The organism is Pseudorhodoferax aquiterrae, assembly GCF_014652235.1.
Lineage (GTDB): Bacteria > Pseudomonadota > Gammaproteobacteria > Burkholderiales > Burkholderiaceae_C > Pseudorhodoferax > Pseudorhodoferax aquiterrae.
On the sequence record NZ_BMYK01000011.1, the window covers coordinates 41,356 to 59,374 of the forward strand.

Sequence of the window (18,019 nt, forward strand, 5' to 3'; positions counted from 1 at the left end):
TTCAGGCCGCGGCGCGGGCCAGCGCCGATGCCGTGAGGGCGCGACCCGCAGGCCAGGTGTCGGCCAGCGCGCCGTGTGCGTAGGCGGCGTGGCAGGCGGCCTCCCAGGCGGTGCTGCCGGCAGCCAGATGCGCCGCCACGAAACCGGCCAGCACGTCGCCTGTACCGGCGGTGGCGAGCCGGGCATTGCCCGTGGGATTGATGGCCGGTGCACGGCCGGGCTCCGTGACCACCGTTCCCGATCCCTTGAGCAGCACGACGGCGCCGAAGCGTGCGGCCAGCGCCCGTGCGGCCGCCAGACGATCGGCCTGCACGGCGGTGGTGCTGCTGCCCAGCAGCCGGGCGGCCTCGAGCGGGTGCGGCGTCAGCACGGTGGGCTGCGCGCGCCAGCGCAAAGCGTCCTGCAGACCCGTGTCGGCCGCCACTGCATTGAGGGCATCGGCATCGAGCACGAGTTGGGCCGCTTCGGCCAACACCCGTGGCAGCCAGGCCGCGACCTGCGGGCCGCCGCCGCAACCGCAGGCGACGGCCAGCCGGGCCAGTGCGAGCTCAGGTGGCGCGCGCCACATGAGCTCCGGCGCATCGGCCGCGAGATCGACCGTGCCGGCGTCCAGCGCAGCGACGTAGACGCGTCCCGCGCCGGCATGCAGCGCGGCGGAGGCGGCCAGCACGGCCGCGCCGCGCATGCCGGGTGCGCCACCCAGCACCGCCACGTCGCCGTAGCTGCCCTTGTGGCTGGCATGCGCGCGAGCGCGTGCGGGCGGCGGACCGGCCAGCGTCGCATCGGACGGCACGGTGTCGCCGTCCTGCAAGGCGTCGAACCAGACCTGGCCTGCGAGGTCGCGGCCCATGCCCGTGAACAGGCCGGGCTTGAGCGTCAGCAGGCTCAGCGTGTGCCGCGCCCGCACGGCGGGGCCATGGGCTTGGCCCGTGTCCGCGGCCAGGCCGGTCGGCAGGTCGATGGCCAGCACCGGGGCGGCGCTGGCGTTGAGCGCTGCGATGCAGGCGGCCAGATCGCCGGTCGCCGCGCGCGCGTTGCCCAGACCCAGCAGTGCATCGATGGCGAGGTCCTGGGATTGCAGTTCCGGCATGGCGTCGGTGAACAGCACGCCGGCGGCGCGAGCACGCGCCAGTGACGCCGCGGCGTCGGGCGCAAGCCGCTGCTCGTCGCCGAGCCAGCGCACGCGCGGCCGCTTGCCCCAGTGCTGCAGATGCATGGCCGCCTCCAGCCCGTCGCCGCCGTTGTTGCCGGGGCCGCAGGCGATCCAGACCTGCCGCGCATGCGGTGCGAGCGCCAGCGCGAGCCGGGCCGTTGCGAGGCCGGCGCGCTGCATCAGCACATGGGGTCCGGCTGCCGCGATGGCGCGGGCTTCCAGTTGCCGCGTGGCAGCGCTGCCGTGCAGGGCCCAGGCGCGCTCGGGGGTGATGGGGTGCATGGCGCCGATTGTGCGGCGCGCCACGGGTTCAGCGGCGCAGGCGTTCGATGCCCAGGCCCTCGGTGTCGACGGCTGGCGTGCGGCCCGCGATCTGGTCGGCCAGCACGCGCGCGCTGCCGCAACTGAGCGCCCAGCCACTGGAGCCGTGGCCCAGGTTCAGCCAGATACCCGGAACGCCGCTGTGGCCCAGCACCGGAGGACCGTCCGGCAGCATCGGCCGCGCACCCTTCCAGACCTGCACGCCGGCCTGCATGCTGGCCGCGCCCGGAAACCAGTCGTGCAGCACCTTGTACAGCGTCTGCACCGAGGCCTCGCGGTGGCGGTCGGGATCACCTCCGATCTCGGCGCTGCCGGCCACGCGCACGCGCAGGCCGAGCCGGGAGATGGCGACCTTGTAGCGCTCGTCCATGACGGCGCTGCGCGGGGCGTTCAGCGCTTCGCGGATCGTGGCCGTGATCGAGTAGCCATGGACCGCGGCCAGCGGCAGGCGCAGGCCCAGCGGGCGCAGCAGCTGCGCGGAGTGCAGGCCCGCGCAACAGACCACGGCGTCGAAGCTGCGCGCCGAGCCGTCTGCCAGGCGCAGCGCGACGGGCGGCCCGGCCTCGATGCGCGCGATGCGGCTGCCGAACTGGAAGTCGACGCCCAGGCCTTGCGCCTCGGTCTTGAGCAGCATGCAGAACTGCCGGCAGTTGCCGACCTCGTCGTCGGGCAGCTGGATCGCGCCGTGGAAATCCATGTCCGGACTCAGCGCGGGCTCGACCAGGCGCGCCGCGGGCGCATCCAGCCGCGCGAAGCGCACGCCGGCGTCCTGCAGCACCTGCAGCCCGGGCTCGACCAGGCGGGCATCCTGTTCGGAACGCAGCAGCACCATGTAGCCGTCGCTGCGGTCGTAGGCCAGGCGCAGGTCCTGGGTCAGCTGGTGCAGCCGTTCGCGGCTGTAGAAGGCCAGCCGCTGCATGCGGGCGCGGTTGGCCAGATAGGTGTCGAGCCGGCAGGCGCGCAACCAGCGCGCCATCCAGGCCAGATCGCGTACGCCCAGCGGCCAGCCCAGCGTGATCGGTGCATGGCGCTTGAACAGGTAGCGCAGCACCTTGCCGGGCATGCCGGGGGCGGCCCAGGGTGTCACATAGCCCGGGGCCACCACGCCCGCATTGGCGAAGCTGGTTTCCGCTGCGGCCGCCGTGTGGCGCTCGAAGACCGTGACCTGGTGGCCGTCCGCGGCCAGCTCGTAGGCCGTGGTGATGCCGACGACGCCGGCACCGATGATGGCAATGTGCATGGGGAAGGGGCGCCGGTCTGGCTGGCCCGTGATGTGCTAGACTCTTTGGGTTTTGCGAAGCGGGCATGGCGCTCCGCTTGATCATCGCAAGACAAATCGCAAACCTGCCCACTCAAGGTGTTGCGCCTGATTCAGCCGCCCGTTCAGCACGGGTCAGCATGGCGCAAAACGGGCGGGATTTTAGACCCAACCTTCGGAGTTACTTCAATGTCCGTCACCATGCGCGAAATGCTGGAAGCCGGTGTCCATTTCGGCCACCAGACCCGCTTCTGGAACCCCAAGATGGCCCCGTTCATCTTCGGTCACCGCAACAAGATCCACATCATCAACCTGGAAAAGTCGCTGCCGATGTTCCAGGAGGCGGCCAAGTTCGCCAAGCAGCTGACCGCCAATGGCGGCACCATCCTGATGGTCGCCACCAAGCGCCAGGCCCGCGAGATCGTGGCCGAGGAAGCCCGCCGCGCCGGCGTGCCCTTCGTCGACCAGCGCTGGCTGGGCGGCATGCTGACCAACTTCAAGACGGTCAAGACCTCGCTCAAGCGCCTGAAGGACATGAAGGCCCAGCAGGAAGCCGGTCTGGACAGCATGAGCAAGAAGGAGCAGCTCATGTTCGCCCGCGAGATGGCCAAGCTGGAAAAGGACATCGGCGGCATCCAGGAAATGGGTGCGCTGCCCGACGCGATCTTCGTGATCGACGTGGGCTTCCACAAGATCGCCGTCGCCGAAGCCCGCAAGCTGGGCATTCCGCTGATCGGTGTGGTCGACTCCAACCACTCGCCCCAGGGCATCGACTACGTGATCCCCGGCAACGATGACTCGGCCAAGGCCGTGGCGCTGTACGCGCGTGGCATCGCCGATGCGATCATCGAAGGCCGCAACGCTGCCGGCGCCGAAGTCGTCAAGGCCGTGGCCGGCGAGAGCGACGACGAGTTCGTCGAGGTCAACGAGGCTGCCTGAGCCCGACTCACGCGCGACATCCCGCGCGATCAAAGTGGGGCTGCATGGCCCCCTTTTTTTTAGTTTCTTGAATTCGAGATGGAGATCTGAACATGGCTGCTATCACCGCAAGCATGGTTGCTGAACTGCGTGGCAAGACCGACGCACCGATGATGGAATGCAAGAAGGCGCTGACCGAAGCCGGTGGCGACATGGTCAAGGCCGAAGAACTGCTGCGCGTCAAGCTGGGCAGCAAGGCCGGCAAGGCCGCCTCGCGCGTCACGGCCGAAGGCGTGGTCGCCAGCGCCCTGAACGGCAATGTCGGTGCCCTGATCGAAGTGAACTGCGAAACCGACTTCGTCACCAAGAACGACAGCTTCCTGGCGCTGGCCCAGGCGGCCGCCAACCTGATCGTGCAGCACAACCCCGCCGACATCGCGGCCCTGGGCGCGTTGGCCTACGAGCAGGACGGCTTCGGCCCCACGCTGGAAGATGTGCGCAAGGGCCTGATCGGCAAGATCGGCGAGAACATGAGCTTCCGCCGCTTCAAGCGCTATGCCGATGGCGGCAAGCTGGCCGGCTACCTGCACGGCACGCGCATCGGCGTGCTGGTCGAGTACGAAGGCAGCGAGACCGCCGCCAAGGACGTCGCCATGCACGTGGCGGCCATGAAGCCGGTGGCGCTGTCGTCGGCCGAAGTGCCGGCCGAGCTGGTCGAGAAGGAGCGGTCTGTCGCCGCGGCCAAGGCCGAGGAAGACAAGAAGGCCGCCGAAGCCGCCGGCAAGCCCGTGCAGTCGGCCGACATCGTGGCCAAGCGCATCGAAGGCGGCGTGCAGAAGTTCCTCAAGGAAGTCTCGCTGTACAACCAGCCTTTCGTGAAGAACGACAAGCAGACCGTCGAGCAGATGCTCAAGGCCGCCGACACGCAGGTCAAGTCGTTCACGCTGTACGTGGTCGGCGAAGGCATCGAGAAGAAGGTCGACGACTTCGCGGCCGAAGTGGCCGCCCAGGTCGCTGCTGCCAAGTCCGGCGCCTGATCGCGCCATGCGGGTCCGGCGTCTGAACTGTCGTCGGCCCGCGCTACCATTGCCCCCCATTTGCACCACCTGAAGGAATTGCCCATGCCCGATCTCGCGCCAGCCCACAAGCGCATCTTGTTGAAGCTGTCGGGAGAGGCCCTCATGGGAGACGATGCCTTCGGCATCAACCGCGCCACCATCGTGCGCATGGTCGAAGAGGTGGCCGAGATCACGCGCCTGGGCGTCCAGGTGGCCGTGGTCATCGGCGGCGGCAACATCTTCCGCGGCGTGGCGGGTGGCTCGGTCGGCATGGACCGCGCCACGGCCGACTACATGGGCATGCTGGCCACGGTCATGAATTCCCTGGCCCTGGCCGACACCATGGACAAGGCCGGCCTGATCGCCCGCGTGATGTCGGCCATCGCCATCGAGCAGGTGGTGGAGCCCTACGTGCGCCCCAAGGCCTTGCAGTACCTCGAAGAGGGCAAGGTCGTGATCTTCGCCGCCGGCACCGGCAACCCGTTCTTCACCACCGATACCGCCGCCGCGCTGCGCGGTGCCGAGATCGGCGCCGAGCTGGTACTCAAGGCCACCAAGGTGGACGGCGTGTACACCGCGGATCCCAAGAAGGATCCCTCGGCCACACGCTACAGCAGGATTTCATTCGACGAGGCGATCTCGCAGAATCTGGGCATCATGGATGCCACGGCGTTCGCGCTGTGCCGCGACCAGAAACTGCCGATCAAGGTCTTCTCGATCTTCAAGCACGGCGCCCTCAAGCGCGTGGTGCTGGGTGAAGACGAGGGCACCCTGGTCTACGCCTGAGAGGCTGGGGCAGCGGCGCCGTTCGCTGCTGGCCCGACCGACAAGAAGCCGGAGAGAGCATGACGATTGCAGACATCAAGAGCGCGGCGGACAGCCGCATGGACCAGTCCCTGGCCTCGTTGAAGACCGCCCTGGCGCGCGTGCGCACGGGCCGCGCCAACCCGGCGCTGCTGGACGTGGTGCAGGTCGACTACTACGGCTCCATGGTGCCGATCAGCCAGGTGGCCAACGTGTCGCTGCTGGACGCCCGCACCATCAGCGTGCAGCCCTGGGAGAAGGGCATGGGTGCCAAGATCGAGAAGGCCATCCGCGAGAGCGACCTGGGCCTGAACCCTGCGTCCATGGGTGAGTTGATCCGCGTTCCCATGCCCATGATGACCGAGGAGCGCCGCAAGGAGCTGACCAAGGTCGTGCGCAGCGAAGGCGAGAACGCCAAGGTCGCGATCCGCAACCTGCGCCGCGACGCCAACGAGGCGGTCAAGAAGCTGGTCAAGGACAAGCTGGCCTCCGAGGACGAGCAAAAGCGTGCCGAGGCCGAGATCCAGAAGGTGACCGACAAGCACATCGCCGAGGTCGACCACATCGTGGCGGCCAAGGAACAGGACCTGCTGGCGGTTTGATGCGCAAGCTGCCTGGCCGTCAGCGGGAGACGCGCGCGTGAGCGGTGTGCCGCACCACATCGCCATCGTCATGGACGGCAACGGCCGCTGGGCGACGCGTCGCTTCCTGCCGCGCGTGGCCGGCCACCGGCAGGGCGTCGAGGCGCTGCGCCGCTGCGTGCAGGCCTGCCTGGACCGCGACGTGCGCGTGCTGACGGTGTTCGCGTTCTCGTCCGAGAACTGGGACCGGCCGCAGGATGAGGTCTCCGGCCTGATGTCCTTGATGGTCAGCGTGCTGGCCAAGGAAGTGAAGCCGCTCAAGGCCAATGGCGTGCAACTGCGCTTCGTCGGCGCGCTGCATGCGCTGTCGGACAAGGTGCGCGCCGGGCTGGAGCAGGCCGAGCGCGAAACCGCCGGCAACCAGCGCCTGGTGCTCAACATCTGCTTCAACTACGGCGGCCGCTGGGACATCGCCCAGGCCGCGCAACGCCTGGCGGCGGCCGGCGAGGCCATCACCGAAGCCAGCCTGGGCCGGACCATGGCGCTGGCCCATGTGCCAGACCCGGACCTCGTGATCCGCACGGGTGGCGAGTTCCGCATCAGCAACTTCCTGCTCTGGCAATCGGCCTACTCGGAGTTCGTGTTCAGCGACAAGCTGTGGCCCGAGTTCGACCCCGCGGCACTGGACGACGCCATCGCGGCCTACGGCCGGCGCGAGCGCCGTTTCGGGAAGACCTCCGAGCAAGTCGTCGCCAACCAGGCGGCCTGAGGCCTGCGCCATGCTGCGCACGCGCATCATCACCGCCCTGGTTCTGCTGGCCGTTCTGCTGCCGGCCCTGTTCTACGCCGATCCCACGCCCTTCGGCATCGTCGCGCTCGTGATGATCGCCGCCGCAGCCTGGGAATGGGGCCGCCTCAACCAGATGGGGCAGGTCGGTGCCTGCGCGTTGGCGCTGGTCGCCGCCGCCCTGTGCGCCGCGATGTGGCAGGCGGGCTGGCTGGTGCGGCCGTCGCTCACGCTTTGGACCCTTGCCGGCGGTGCCTGGGTGCTCGCGGCCGTGCTGCTGATCCGCGGTGGCGTGCCGGGCTGGGCGCCGATTCCACGCCCCTTGCGCGTCGTCGGCGGCCTGCTGGCGCTGTGCCTGGCCTGGCTGGCCGTGGTGCAGGCACGCGTCATCGGCATCGGTTTCCTGCTCTCCGTGCTGACGCTGGTCTGGATGGCCGACATCGGCGCCTACGCCGCGGGCCGCAGCTTTGGACGCCGCAAGCTGGCGCCCGCGATCAGCCCGGGCAAGAGCTGGGAGGGCGTCTATGGCGGTGCCGTCGGCGTGCTGCTGTTGTCGGCGGGCTGGGTGCTTGTCGACGGCCCGTCGGGCAACAACCTGTTCAGTCGGCTCTGGACCGGCATGCCCTGGCTGATGCCGCTGGCCGTGCTGTTCCTGTGCGCCATGAGCGTGGTGGGCGACCTGGTCGAGTCGCTGATCAAGCGCAGCGCTGGCGTCAAGGACAGCAGCGCTCTGCTGCCCGGCCACGGCGGTGTGCTGGACCGCGTCGACGCGCTGCTGCCGACGCTTCCGCTGGCGATGATGTTGTACTGCGTGGTGGCATGAAGCAGCGGCTGAGCATTCTGGGCTCCACGGGTTCCGTGGGCGCCAACACGCTGGACGTGGTCGCCCGGCATCCGGAGCGTTTCGAGGTGCTGGCGCTGACGGCGGCGACCCAGGTCGAGACCATGCTGCAGCAATGCGCGCAGTTCCGGCCGCGTTTCGCCGTCATGGCCGATGCCGATGCGGCGCGCCGGCTGCGCGAGCGCATCCACGCCGAGGGCTTGCCGGTCGAGGTCATGGCGGGCGCCGAGGCGATTGCCGAGGTCGCCGCGCATCCCGAGGTGCATGCCGTGATGGCCGCGATCGTCGGCGCGGCCGGCCTGGCGCCCTGCCTGGCGGCGGCGCGCGCCGGCAAGCGCCTGCTGCTGGCCAACAAGGAGGCGCTGGTCGTCGGTGGCCAGGTGTTCCTGGACGCCGTGCAGGCCGGCGGCGCGCTGCTGCTGCCGATCGACAGCGAGCATTCGGCCGTGTTCCAGTCGCTGCCCGAGGATCCCGCCACCTGGAGCCAACGCATCGAGAAGATCATGCTGACCTCCTCGGGCGGGCCGTTCCGCACGCGCGACCCGGCCACGCTGCGCGAGGTGACGCCCGAGCAGGCCTGTGCGCATCCGAACTTCGCCATGGGTCGCAAGATCTCGGTCGACTCGGCCACCATGATGAACAAGGGGCTGGAGGTCATCGAGGCCAAGTACCTGTTCGGCGTGACGCCCGAGCAGATCGAGGTCGTGATCCACCCGCAGCAGATCATCCACTCGATGGTGCAGTTCCACGATGCGTCCGTCATGGCCCAGCTGGGCACGCCCGACATGCGCGTGCCCATCGCCTACGGCCTGTCCTGGCCCGAGCGCATCGAGAGCGGCACGCCGCGGCTGGACTTCTCCCGCATGGCGGCCATGACCTTCGAGCTGCCCGACCTCGCGCGCTTCCCCTGTCTGGCCCTGGCCTGGGAGGCCCTGCGCGCACCGTCGGGCACCTGCGCGGTGCTGAACGCCGCCAACGAGGTGGCGGTCGCGGCCTTCCTGGACCGTCGCATCCGCTTCGACCAGATCCACCACCTCAACCATGCAACTTTGGAGGGGCTGGCGCCCTCCAAGCCGGGGTCGCTGGCAGACCTGTTGGCGCTCGATGCGCTGGCGCGCGAGCACGCGCACGGGCACATCGCCCGGCTTTGAAAGGATCCCCATGCTGACCGTCGTGGCCTTCATCGTTGCGTTGGGCCTCTTGATCGCGGTCCACGAGTACGGCCACTACCGTGTGGCGGTCGCCTGCGGCGTCAAGGTCGAGCGCTTTTCCATCGGCTTCGGCAAGGTGCTGTGGCGCTGGCAGCCCAAGGGCTCGCCCACGGAGTTCGTGATCGGCGCCTTCCCGCTGGGCGGCTACGTCAAGATGCTGGACGAGCGTGAAGGCCCGGTCGATCCCGCCGAGCGCCACCGCGCCTTCAACACCCAGACCCTGGGCAAGCGCGCGGCCATCGTCGCTGCCGGCCCGGCCGCCAACCTGCTGCTGGCCGTGCTGCTCTACGCGCTGGTCAACTGGAGCGGCGTGCAGGAACCCCAGGCCGTGCTGGCCAGCCCGGTGCCGGCGTCGATGGCCGAGCAGGCCGGTGTGCGCGGCGGCGAGCACGTGCTGCGCGGCGCCTGGGACGGCGACACGCTGCAGCCGCTGCGCTCGTTCGAGGAACTGCGCTGGCTGCTGACGCGCGGTGCGCTCGACGGGCACGACGTGCGACTCGAACTCGACGCGCAGGGCGCGACGCGCGAGCTCGTGCTGCCGCTGGCGCAGATGGGCGTGCGCGAGGCCGATGCGCAGCTGTTCCGGCGCATCGGCATCGTCTCGCCCTGGACCCAGCCCGTCATCGGCGACGTTGTTGCCGATGGCGCAGCCGCCAAGGCCGGCCTGCAACCCGGCGACGTGGTGCTGGCCATCGGCAGCACGCCCATCGTCGACGGGCCGCAACTGCGCGAGACCATCCGCGCCTCAGTGCGCGGCGAGGAGCCACTCACGCAGCGCTGGCGCATCGAGCGCGCCGGCCAGCGCCAGGAGATCGAGGTCACGCCGCAGCCCCTGCGCGAGGGCCAGGCCTGGATCGGCCGCATCGGCGCCATGGTCGGCGCGGCGCCGGCCATGGTCACGGTGCGCCACGGCCCGATCGATGGGCTGTGGAACGGGGTGGTGCGGACCTGGGAGGTGTCGGCCCTCACGCTGCGCATGATGGGCCGCATGGTCATCGGCGAAGCCTCGCTCAAGAACCTCAGCGGACCGCTCACGATCGCCGACTATGCGGGCAAGTCCGCCAGCCTGGGATTGACGCAATACCTGGTGTTCCTGGCCCTCATCAGCGTGAGCCTGGGGGTGCTGAACCTGCTGCCGCTCCCGGTCTTGGATGGGGGGCACCTGATGTATTATCTTTGGGAGGCCGTGACCGGCAAAGGCGTGTCGGATGCATGGATGGAACGCATGCAGCGCACCGGGGTCGCCTTGCTGCTCGTGATGATGTCCATCGCCTTGTTCAACGACGTGACACGAATCTTCGGCTGACCCGGCATCGGGCTCGGCCCACCAGCCCGGCCAACGCCGTCGGCCCTCTTTCTAATCCATGAAACATTCCATGCTTCGCTTTCGCACGCGCGCGCTGACCACGGCCCTGGGGCTGTTGTTGGTGGCCCACCAGGCCTGGGCGGTCGACCCGTTCAAGGTGCGTGACATCCGCATCGAAGGCCTGCAACGCGTGGAGCCCGGCACCGTGTTCGCATCCCTGCCATTGCGGGTGGGCGACACCTATTCCGACGAGATGGGGGCCTCGGCGATCCGTGCCTTGTTCGGCCTGGGCCTGTTCACCGATGTGCGCATCGAGGTCAGCGGCGACGTGCTCGTGGTGGTGGTCGAAGAGCGCCCCACGGTCGCCGACGTCACCTTCGCCGGCACCAAGGAGTTCGAGCAGGACGCGTTGAAGAAGGCGCTGCGCGACATCGGCCTGACCGAAGGCCGCCCCTTCGACAAGGCGCTGGCCGACCGCGCCGAGCAGGAACTCAAGCGCCAGTACATCAACCGCAGCCTGTACGGTGCCCAGGTCGTCACCACGGTCACGCCGGTCGAGCGCAACCGCGTGAACCTGACCTTCACGGTGACCGAGGGCGATCCGGCCAAGATCAAGGAAATCCGCATCGTCGGCAACAAGGCCTTCAGCGAAGGCACGCTGCGTGACCTGTTCGAACTCGACACGGGCGGCTGGCTGAGCTGGTACACCAAATCCGACCGCTACTCGCGGGCCAAGCTCAACGCCGACATCGAGACGCTGCGCTCGTACTACCTCTCGCGCGGCTACCTGGAGTTCCAGGTCGAGTCGACCCAGGTGGCGATCTCGCCCGACAAGGAAGACATCGCCATCGTGCTGAACATCACCGAGGGCGAGCGCTACGTGGTGTCCAGCGTCAAGCTGGAGGGCAACTACCTGGGCCGTGACGACGAGTTCAAGTCGCTGATCACGATCCGCCCCGGCGAGGCCTACAACGCCGACCGCGTGGCCGAGACCACCAAGGCCTTCCGCGACAACTTCGGCAACTACGGCTTCGCGTTCGCGAACGTGGAGGCGCGGCCCGACATCGACCGCAGCAACAACAGCGTGGCCCTGTTGCTGACGGCCGAGCCCTCGCGCCGCGCCTACGTGCGCCGCGTCAACGTGGTGGGCAACACGCGCACGCGCGACGAAGTCATCCGCCGCGAGTTCCGCCAGTTCGAATCGTCCTGGTACGACGGCAACAAGATCCGCCTGTCGCGCGACCGCGTCGACCGCCTGGGCTACTTCACCGAAGTCAACATGGAGACCCTGGAGGTGCCGGGCGTGCCCGACCAGGTCGACCTGCAGGTCACCGTGGCCGAAAAGCCCACCGGCAGCCTGACCATGGGCGCCGGCTTCTCCAGTGCCGAGAAGCTCGCGCTGTCCTTCGGCATCAAGCAGGAGAACGCGTTCGGATCGGGCAACTACCTGGGCCTGGACATCAACACCAGCAAGTACAACCGCGCCATCGTGCTGAACACGGTGGACCCGTACTTCACGACCGACGGCGTGTCGCTGTCGCTGGACCTGTTCCACCGCAACTCGCGGCCTTACAACGACCAGGGCGGCAACTACCAGCTGGAGACCACGGGTGCGGGCGTGCGCTTCGGCGTGCCGTTCAGCGAGGTCGACACGGTCTACTTCGGTGGCACGCTGGAACGCACGACCATCAAACCCGGCACCAACATCCCGGCCGCCTACCTGGCCTATGCCGACAAGTTCGGCTACACCAGTTACTCGTTCCCGCTGTCGGTCGGCTGGCAGCGCGACAGCCGCGACAGCACGCTGGTGCCCACCAATGGCACCTTGAACAAGGTCAACGCCGAGATCGGCCTGTTCGGCGACACGCGCTACGTGCGCAGCAGCTACCAGTACCAGCAGTTCATCCCCTTGAACAAGCAGTACACGCTGGCCTTCAACGGCGAGCTGGGCTACGGCAAGGGCTTGTCGGGCCGGCCGTTTCCGGTGTTCAAGAACTTCTACTCCGGTGGCCTCGGGTCGGTGCGCGGCTTCGAGCAGGGCACGCTGGGCCCGCGCGACGTGACGGGCTCCGTGATCGGCGGCACCAAGAAGGTCACGCTGAACGCGGAGATCCTGACGCCGTTCCCGGGCGCCGGCAACGACCGGACGCTGCGCATGTACGGCTTCGTCGACGTCGGCAACGTCTACGGCGAGGACGACAAGTTCGAGCTCAGCGACATGCGCGCCTCCGTCGGCGTGGGTGTGAGCTGGATTTCCCCTGTCGGTCCGCTGCGCTTGGCCATCGCCAATCCAGTGCGCAAATTCGCGGGCGATAGAATCCAAAAACTGCAATTCCAGATAGGTACGTCGTTTTGATGAAGACTTTCATGCGCCCATTCGCAGCCTCCCTGGTGCTGGGGCTGGCTGCACTGGCAGCCCAAGCGCAGGCTGAAGACTTCCGGATCGGGTTCGTCAACATCGACCGCCTGCTGCGTGAAGCCAATCCGGCCAAGGTCGGGCAGAGCAAGCTCGAGGCCGAGTTCTCCAAGCGCGAGAAGGATCTGATGGAAGCCGGCAACGTGCTCAAGGCTGCCTCGGAGAAGTTCGAGCGCGAGGCACCCACCCTGGCGGAAAGCCAGCGCGCGGCGCGCCAACGCCAGCTGACCGAGCAGGACCGCGACTTCCAGCGCAAGCGCCGCGAGTTCCAGGAAGACCTGAACCTGCGCAAGAACGAAGAGCTGCAGCAGGTCATCGACAAGGCCAACCGCATCATCAAGCAGGTCGCCGAAACCGAGAAGTACGACGCCGTCCTGCAGGAGGCCGCGTACATCAACCCCAAGCACGACATCACCGACAAAGTCATCAAGGCTTTGAACGCGGCCAATCCCGTCAAGTGAGCGGGACGTGCGGACCTGACGTGGCTTTGGACCTTGGCGCAATCGTCGATGCGCTGGGTGGAGAGCTGCACGGCGAGCGCTCCGTGGCCATCGAAGGGCTGGCGCCTTTGGCCTCGGCCGCTCGGGGGCAGATCACCTTCCTGAGCAATGCCAAGCTGGTGGCGCAACTGGCGCCCAGCCAGGCCGCCTGCGTGATCGTCGGCCCGGCCTTGCGCGATCAGGCCCAGGCGCGCGGCGCCTGCATCGTGACCGACGATCCCTATCTCTACTACGCCCGGCTGACGCAGCTCTGGAAGCGTACGCAGATGCCCGCCCGCCCGGCGGGGGTGCATCCCAGTGCCTTCGTCGATCCCGAGGCCGAGGTCGATCCGACGGCCTGGATCGGCCCGCTCTGCGTGGTCGAGCGCGGTGCGCGCATCGGCGCGGAGACCGTGCTGACCTCGCGCGTGACGGTGGGCGAGCGCTGCAGCATCGGCGCGCGCTGCACGCTCCAGCCCGGTGCCGTGATCGGTGCCGACGGCTTCGGCTTCGCGCCGAATGCAGGCCGCTGGGAGAAGATCGAGCAGTTGGGCGCGGTGCGCATCGGCGATGACGTGGACATCGGCGCCAACACCTGCATCGACCGTGGCGCCATGGGCGACACCGTGATCGCGGATGGCGTCAAGCTCGACAACCTGATCCAGATCGCGCACAACGTGCGCATCGGCAGGCACTCGGCCATCGCCGGCAGCGCCGCAATTGCGGGCAGCACCACGGTCGGCGAGCACTGCACCATCGGCGGTGCGGCCAAGATCACCGGCCACGCCACCATCGCCGACCACGTGCACATCGGCGGTGGCGCCTCGGTCACGGGCAGCATCCGCAAGTCCGGTGCCTATGGCGGGGTCTACCCGCTGGACGAATTCGGGAAATGGGAGAAGTCCGCCGCCACGCTGCGCCAATTGCCGGCACTGCGCGAACGGCTGCGCGCGCTGGAGCGCCAGATCGCCCGCGATGGAAAAGAAGAGACCAAGACATGATGGACATCCACCAGATCCTCAAGAAGCTGCCGCACCGCTACCCCATCCTGCTCGTGGACCGCGTGCTGGCCATCGAGAAGGACGTGCGCATCAAGGCGCTCAAGAACGTCTCGATCAACGAGCCCTATTTCGTCGGCCATTTCCCGAACCGCCCGGTGATGCCGGGTGTGTTGATGCTGGAAGCCATGGCCCAGGCCGCGGCGCTGCTGTCCTTCGCGAGCAGCGGCCAGGACCTGGACGACAACACGGTCTACTACTTCGCCGGCATCGACGCGGCCCGCTTCAAGCGGCCGGTGGAGCCCGGCGACCAGCTGGTGCTGGACGTGGAACTGCTGCGCCAGAAGGCCGGCATCTACAAGTTCAAGGGCACGGCCAGCGTGGGCGAGAACATCGCCTGCGAGGCCGAGCTGATGTGCACCATGCGCAAGGTGGCCTGAGCGGGGAAGCTGCCACATGGCCCATGTCCACCCCAGTGCCATCGTCGATCCGGCGGCCGAGCTCGACGACTCGGTGCGCGTGGGTGCGTTCAGCCTGATCGGCCCGCATGTGCGCATCGGCGCCGGCACCGAGGTCGGCCCGCACTGCGTGATCGAGGGCCACACCACCATCGGGCGCGACAACAGGATCTTCCAGTTCGCCTCGCTGGGCGCCGTGCCGCAGGACAAGAAGTATGCGGGCGAGCCGACCGAACTCGTGATCGGCGACCGCAACGTGGTCCGCGAGTTCTGCACCTTCAACCTGGGCACCGTGCAGGACGCCGGCGTCACGCGCATCGGCAGCGACAACTGGATCATGGCCTACGTGCACATCGCACACGACTGCCAGATCGGCAACCACGCGACCATGGCCAACAACGCTACGCTGGCCGGCCATGTGCAGCTGGGCGACCACGTCACCGTGGGCGGCCTGACCGGCATCCTGCAGCGCATGCGCATCGGCGACCACGCCATGATCGGCTTCGCGAGCCACGTGAACAAGGACGTGCCGCCGTTCCTGGTCGTCGATGGCAATCCCCTGCAGGTACGCGGCGTGAACCTCGTCGGCCTGCGCCGGCGCGATTTCTCGGCTGAGCGGCAGACCGCCGTGCGCGAGATGCACAAGCTGCTCTACCGCCAGGGCAAGACGCTGGACGAGGCCATCGCCGGCATCGAGGCGCTGACCGCCACGCACCCGGAGGCCGCCGGCGAGGTGGCGGCCATGCTGGGCTTTCTGCGCAGCTCGACCGCCGGCATCGCGCGCTGAGCCATGGCCGGGGCTGCGGCGCGGCGTTGCGCGATGGTGGCCGGTGAGGCCTCGGGTGATCTGCTCGCCGGGCTGTTGCTGGACGGGCTGCGGGCGCGCTTGCCGGCCCTGCAATCCATGGGCATCGGCGGCCACCAGATGCAGGCCCGTGGTTTCGACGCCTGGTGGCCCAGCGAGGCCCTGGCCGTGCGCGGTTACCTGGAGGTGCTGCCGCACCTGCGCCGGCTGCTTGCGATCCGGCGCGAACTGGGTGACCGGCTGTTGCGCGAGCGGCCCGACATCTTCATCGGCATCGACGCCCCCGATTTCAACTTCGGCCTGGAGGCACGGCTGCGCGCCGCCGGCATCCCGACGGTCCACTTCGTGAGCCCCTCGTTCTGGGCCTGGCGCGCGAAGAAGGTCGAGACGCTCAAGCGCAGCGCCGACCATGTGCTGTGCATCTTCCCGTTCGAGCCGGACCTGCTGGCCGCACATGGCGTGCCGGCCACCTATGTCGGCCACCCGCTGGCCAGCGTGATTCCGCTGGCGCCGGACCGCCAGGCCGCGCGCCAGCAACTCGGCTTGGCGTCGGACGCCTGCGTGGTCGCCGTGCTGCCGGGCAGCCGGGGTTCTGAGATCCAGCAGATGGGCGCGCGCTTCTTCGCCGCGGCGCGCACGCTGCTGCGCAGCCGACCGGCCCTGCAGTTCGTGGTGCCGGCCGTGCCGTCGCAGGAGACTGCAATCTGCCGCCTGGCCGATGCCGCCGGCCTGGGCGCGCGCCTGCAGGTCGTGCGCGGCCAGTCGCACACCGTGCTGGCGGCCTGCGACGTGGCACTCGTGGCCAGCGGCACGGCCACGCTGGAGACGGCCTTGTACAAGCGGCCCATGGTCATCGCCTACCACATGAACCGGCTGTCGTACTGGCTCATGCGCGGGCGCAACCTCATGCCCTGGATCGGCCTGCCCAACATCCTGTGTCGCGACACCGTGGTGCCCGAGCTGATCCAGGATGCCGCCACACCCGAGGCACTGGCCGCGGCATTGGAACGCTGGCTGCACGCGCGGGAGGCGGCACCGGAGACAATCGCGGCCTTGGAACAACGCTTCACGGCGCTGCATCTGGAACTGCGGCGCGATACGGCACGGTTGGCGAGCGATGCGATCGAAAAACTTCTTGCGGGCTGAGCAGCAGGTGCTGGGCTGGGCCGCACCGGGACTGATGGCGGGCGTGGACGAGGCGGGGCGCGGCCCGCTGGCGGGCCCCGTGGTGGCCGCGGCCGTGATCCTGGACGAGCGCCAGCCCATCGAGGGCCTGGCCGATTCCAAGACCCTGACGGCGCCGCGCCGCGAGCGCCTGTACGACGAGATCCGCGCCAAGGCGCTGTGCTGTGCGATCGGCGAGGCCTCGGTCGAGGAGATCGACCGGCTCAACATCCTCAAGGCCACGCTGTTGGCCATGCAGCGTGCGGTGCAAGGGCTGCGGCTCAAGCCCGTGCGCGTGCTCGTGGATGGCAACCAGTTGCCGGTGCTCGAGATGCTGGCCGAGGCCGTGGTCAAGGGCGATGCGCTGGTGCCCGCCATCTCGGCCGCTTCCATCCTGGCCAAGGTGCACCGTGACCGCTGGTGCCACGAGATCCACGCGCAGTTCCCGCAGTACGGCTTCGACGCCCACAAGGGCTACGGCACGGCGGCACACCTGGAGGCGCTGCGCCTGCACGGCGCCTGCGCCTGGCACCGCCAGTCCTTCGCGCCCGTGCGCGAGGCCGGTGCGCGCACCGCGATGGTGGTCGGGCCATGAGCGTGCTGGAAATCCGCTCGCGCGAGAACCCGCAGTTCAAGGAACTGCGCCGGCTCGCCCAGGAGAACGGCGCCTACCGGCGCCAGGGCCGCATCTGGATCGAGGGCGAGCACCTGTGCCGTGCCGCGCTGGCCCGGGGCTGGCAGCCTGCGCAGCTGGTCATGTCCGAGCAGGGCGAGGCCATGGCTGCCTCATTGGGCCTGGACGCGAACGTGCCGCGCCTGCTGCTGGCCGATGCGCTTTGGAACCAGCTCAGCGCGCTGGGCTCGCCGGCCGGCTTCGCCTGCGTGCTGGCCCTGCCGCCCGCGCCGGCACTCGACCCGCTGGCCGCCACCGTGGTGCTGGACCGGCTGCAGGACGCCGGCAACGTCGGCTCCATCCTGCGCAGCGCCGGCGCCTTCGGTTTCGGCCAGGTGCTGGCGCTGGCCGGCACCGCCGCGCTGTGGTCGCCCAAGGTGCTGCGCGCCGGCATGGGTGCCCATTTCGGCCTGCGCCTGATCGAGGCGGCAGACGACGACGCCGTCGCCGCGCTGCAGGTGCCGCTGGTGGCCACCAGTTCGCACCAGGGCGAATGGCTGCACGTGGCGGCGCCGCCCTATCCTTGCGCATGGCTGATGGGCCATGAAGGGCAGGGCGTGTCGCCGGCACTGCAGGCACGGGCCCAGCTGCACATCCGCATCGCCCAGCCGGGCGGCGAGGAGTCGCTGAACGTGGCGGCCGCCGCCGCCATCTGCCTGCACGCGAGCGCGCCGCGGCTCTGAAATGCGACGGCTGCGTGCAAACCTAGGGTAAATCCCAGGTTTGCACTCCGGTTCAGGGTCTGCTCCGCCGGGCGAGGCGGCGCCCCGCGCTACAATCGTGGGCTT

At 68.9% G+C, this 18,019-nt stretch carries 18 protein-coding genes; 16 read left to right on the forward strand and 2 right to left on the reverse strand.

The window, feature by feature from the left end; translation table 11 throughout:
- Nucleotide 1 precedes the first annotated feature (1 nt).
- Together IE209_RS17680 and IE209_RS17685 are read right to left on the reverse strand one after the other, a co-directional pair.
- Nucleotides 2–1,435 carry an NAD(P)H-hydrate dehydratase gene (locus tag IE209_RS17680; RefSeq protein WP_189688261.1) on the reverse strand — a complete coding sequence of 478 codons (1,434 nt, stop codon included), beginning with the start codon at nucleotides 1,433–1,435 and terminating at the stop codon, nucleotides 2–4.
- 28 nt (nucleotides 1,436–1,463) lie between these two features.
- A complete protein-coding gene (locus tag IE209_RS17685) occupies nucleotides 1,464–2,714 on the reverse strand; it encodes a D-amino acid dehydrogenase (RefSeq protein ID WP_189688262.1) in 1,251 nt (416 codons plus the stop codon).
- A 207-nt stretch (nucleotides 2,715–2,921) separates the two neighbouring features.
- Here IE209_RS17685 and rpsB point away from each other — a divergent pair, with 207 nt between their 5' ends.
- The 16 genes from rpsB (at nucleotide 2,922) to IE209_RS17765 (ending at nucleotide 17,914) form a co-directional block, all read left to right on the forward strand.
- Nucleotides 2,922–3,671: a 30S ribosomal protein S2 gene (rpsB, locus tag IE209_RS17690; protein ID WP_189688263.1), complete on the forward strand. Its 750-nt coding sequence runs from the start codon at nucleotides 2,922–2,924 to the stop codon at nucleotides 3,669–3,671.
- 92 nt (nucleotides 3,672–3,763) lie between these two features.
- On the forward strand, nucleotides 3,764–4,687 hold the full coding sequence (gene tsf / locus IE209_RS17695) for a translation elongation factor Ts (RefSeq protein WP_189688264.1): 924 nt from the start codon (nucleotides 3,764–3,766) through the stop codon (nucleotides 4,685–4,687).
- 84 nt (nucleotides 4,688–4,771) lie between these two features.
- A complete protein-coding gene (pyrH, locus tag IE209_RS17700) occupies nucleotides 4,772–5,494 on the forward strand; it encodes a UMP kinase (protein ID WP_189688265.1) in 723 nt (240 codons plus the stop codon).
- 59 nt (nucleotides 5,495–5,553) lie between these two features.
- Nucleotides 5,554–6,114: a ribosome recycling factor gene (gene frr / locus IE209_RS17705; protein ID WP_189688266.1), complete on the forward strand. Its 561-nt coding sequence runs from the start codon at nucleotides 5,554–5,556 to the stop codon at nucleotides 6,112–6,114.
- A 37-nt stretch (nucleotides 6,115–6,151) separates the two neighbouring features.
- Nucleotides 6,152–6,862, forward strand: coding sequence for a polyprenyl diphosphate synthase (gene uppS, locus IE209_RS17710; protein ID WP_268245968.1), 711 nt, complete (start codon nucleotides 6,152–6,154; stop codon nucleotides 6,860–6,862).
- Between the two features lie 10 nt (nucleotides 6,863–6,872).
- Nucleotides 6,873–7,703, forward strand: a complete 831-nt coding sequence (locus IE209_RS17715; RefSeq protein ID WP_189688267.1) for a phosphatidate cytidylyltransferase — start codon at nucleotides 6,873–6,875, stop codon at nucleotides 7,701–7,703.
- A complete protein-coding gene (ispC, locus tag IE209_RS17720; RefSeq protein WP_189688268.1) occupies nucleotides 7,700–8,872 on the forward strand; it encodes a 1-deoxy-D-xylulose-5-phosphate reductoisomerase in 1,173 nt (390 codons plus the stop codon). The genes IE209_RS17715 and ispC overlap by 4 nt, the downstream gene beginning before the upstream one ends.
- A 10-nt stretch (nucleotides 8,873–8,882) precedes the next feature.
- Complete coding sequence (rseP, locus tag IE209_RS17725; protein WP_189688269.1) at nucleotides 8,883–10,238, forward strand: RIP metalloprotease RseP; 1,356 nt, start codon at nucleotides 8,883–8,885, stop codon at nucleotides 10,236–10,238.
- Nucleotides 10,239–10,308: 70 nt separating this feature from the next.
- Nucleotides 10,309–12,594 carry an outer membrane protein assembly factor BamA gene (gene bamA, locus IE209_RS17730; protein ID WP_229882920.1) on the forward strand — a complete coding sequence of 762 codons (2,286 nt, stop codon included), beginning with the start codon at nucleotides 10,309–10,311 and terminating at the stop codon, nucleotides 12,592–12,594.
- Nucleotides 12,594–13,115: an OmpH/Skp family outer membrane protein gene (locus tag IE209_RS17735; RefSeq protein WP_189688271.1), complete on the forward strand. Its 522-nt coding sequence runs from the start codon at nucleotides 12,594–12,596 to the stop codon at nucleotides 13,113–13,115. The genes bamA and IE209_RS17735 overlap by 1 nt, the downstream gene beginning before the upstream one ends.
- 20 nt (nucleotides 13,116–13,135) lie before the next feature.
- The gene (gene lpxD / locus IE209_RS17740) at nucleotides 13,136–14,134 is read left to right on the forward strand and encodes a UDP-3-O-(3-hydroxymyristoyl)glucosamine N-acyltransferase (protein WP_189688272.1); all 999 of its coding nucleotides are present in this window, start codon (nucleotides 13,136–13,138) and stop codon (nucleotides 14,132–14,134) included.
- Nucleotides 14,131–14,571 carry a 3-hydroxyacyl-ACP dehydratase FabZ gene (gene fabZ / locus IE209_RS17745; RefSeq protein WP_189688273.1) on the forward strand — a complete coding sequence of 147 codons (441 nt, stop codon included), beginning with the start codon at nucleotides 14,131–14,133 and terminating at the stop codon, nucleotides 14,569–14,571. Before lpxD ends, fabZ begins: the two co-directional genes overlap by 4 nt.
- A gap of 16 nt (nucleotides 14,572–14,587) precedes the next feature.
- Nucleotides 14,588–15,376, forward strand: coding sequence for an acyl-ACP--UDP-N-acetylglucosamine O-acyltransferase (lpxA, locus tag IE209_RS17750; protein WP_189688274.1), 789 nt, complete (start codon nucleotides 14,588–14,590; stop codon nucleotides 15,374–15,376).
- 33 nt (nucleotides 15,377–15,409) lie between these two features.
- A complete protein-coding gene (gene lpxB, locus IE209_RS17755) occupies nucleotides 15,410–16,540 on the forward strand; it encodes a lipid-A-disaccharide synthase (protein WP_189688363.1) in 1,131 nt (376 codons plus the stop codon).
- Nucleotides 16,512–17,153 (forward strand): ribonuclease HII, encoded by a 642-nt coding sequence (rnhB, locus tag IE209_RS17760; protein ID WP_189688275.1) that lies wholly within the window; start codon nucleotides 16,512–16,514, stop codon nucleotides 17,151–17,153. The genes lpxB and rnhB overlap by 29 nt, the downstream gene beginning before the upstream one ends.
- Entirely contained in the window at nucleotides 17,150–17,914 is a 765-nt protein-coding gene (locus IE209_RS17765) for a TrmH family RNA methyltransferase (protein WP_189688276.1), read from the forward strand. The genes rnhB and IE209_RS17765 overlap by 4 nt, the downstream gene beginning before the upstream one ends.
- Nucleotides 17,915–18,019: the final 105 nt, after the last annotated feature.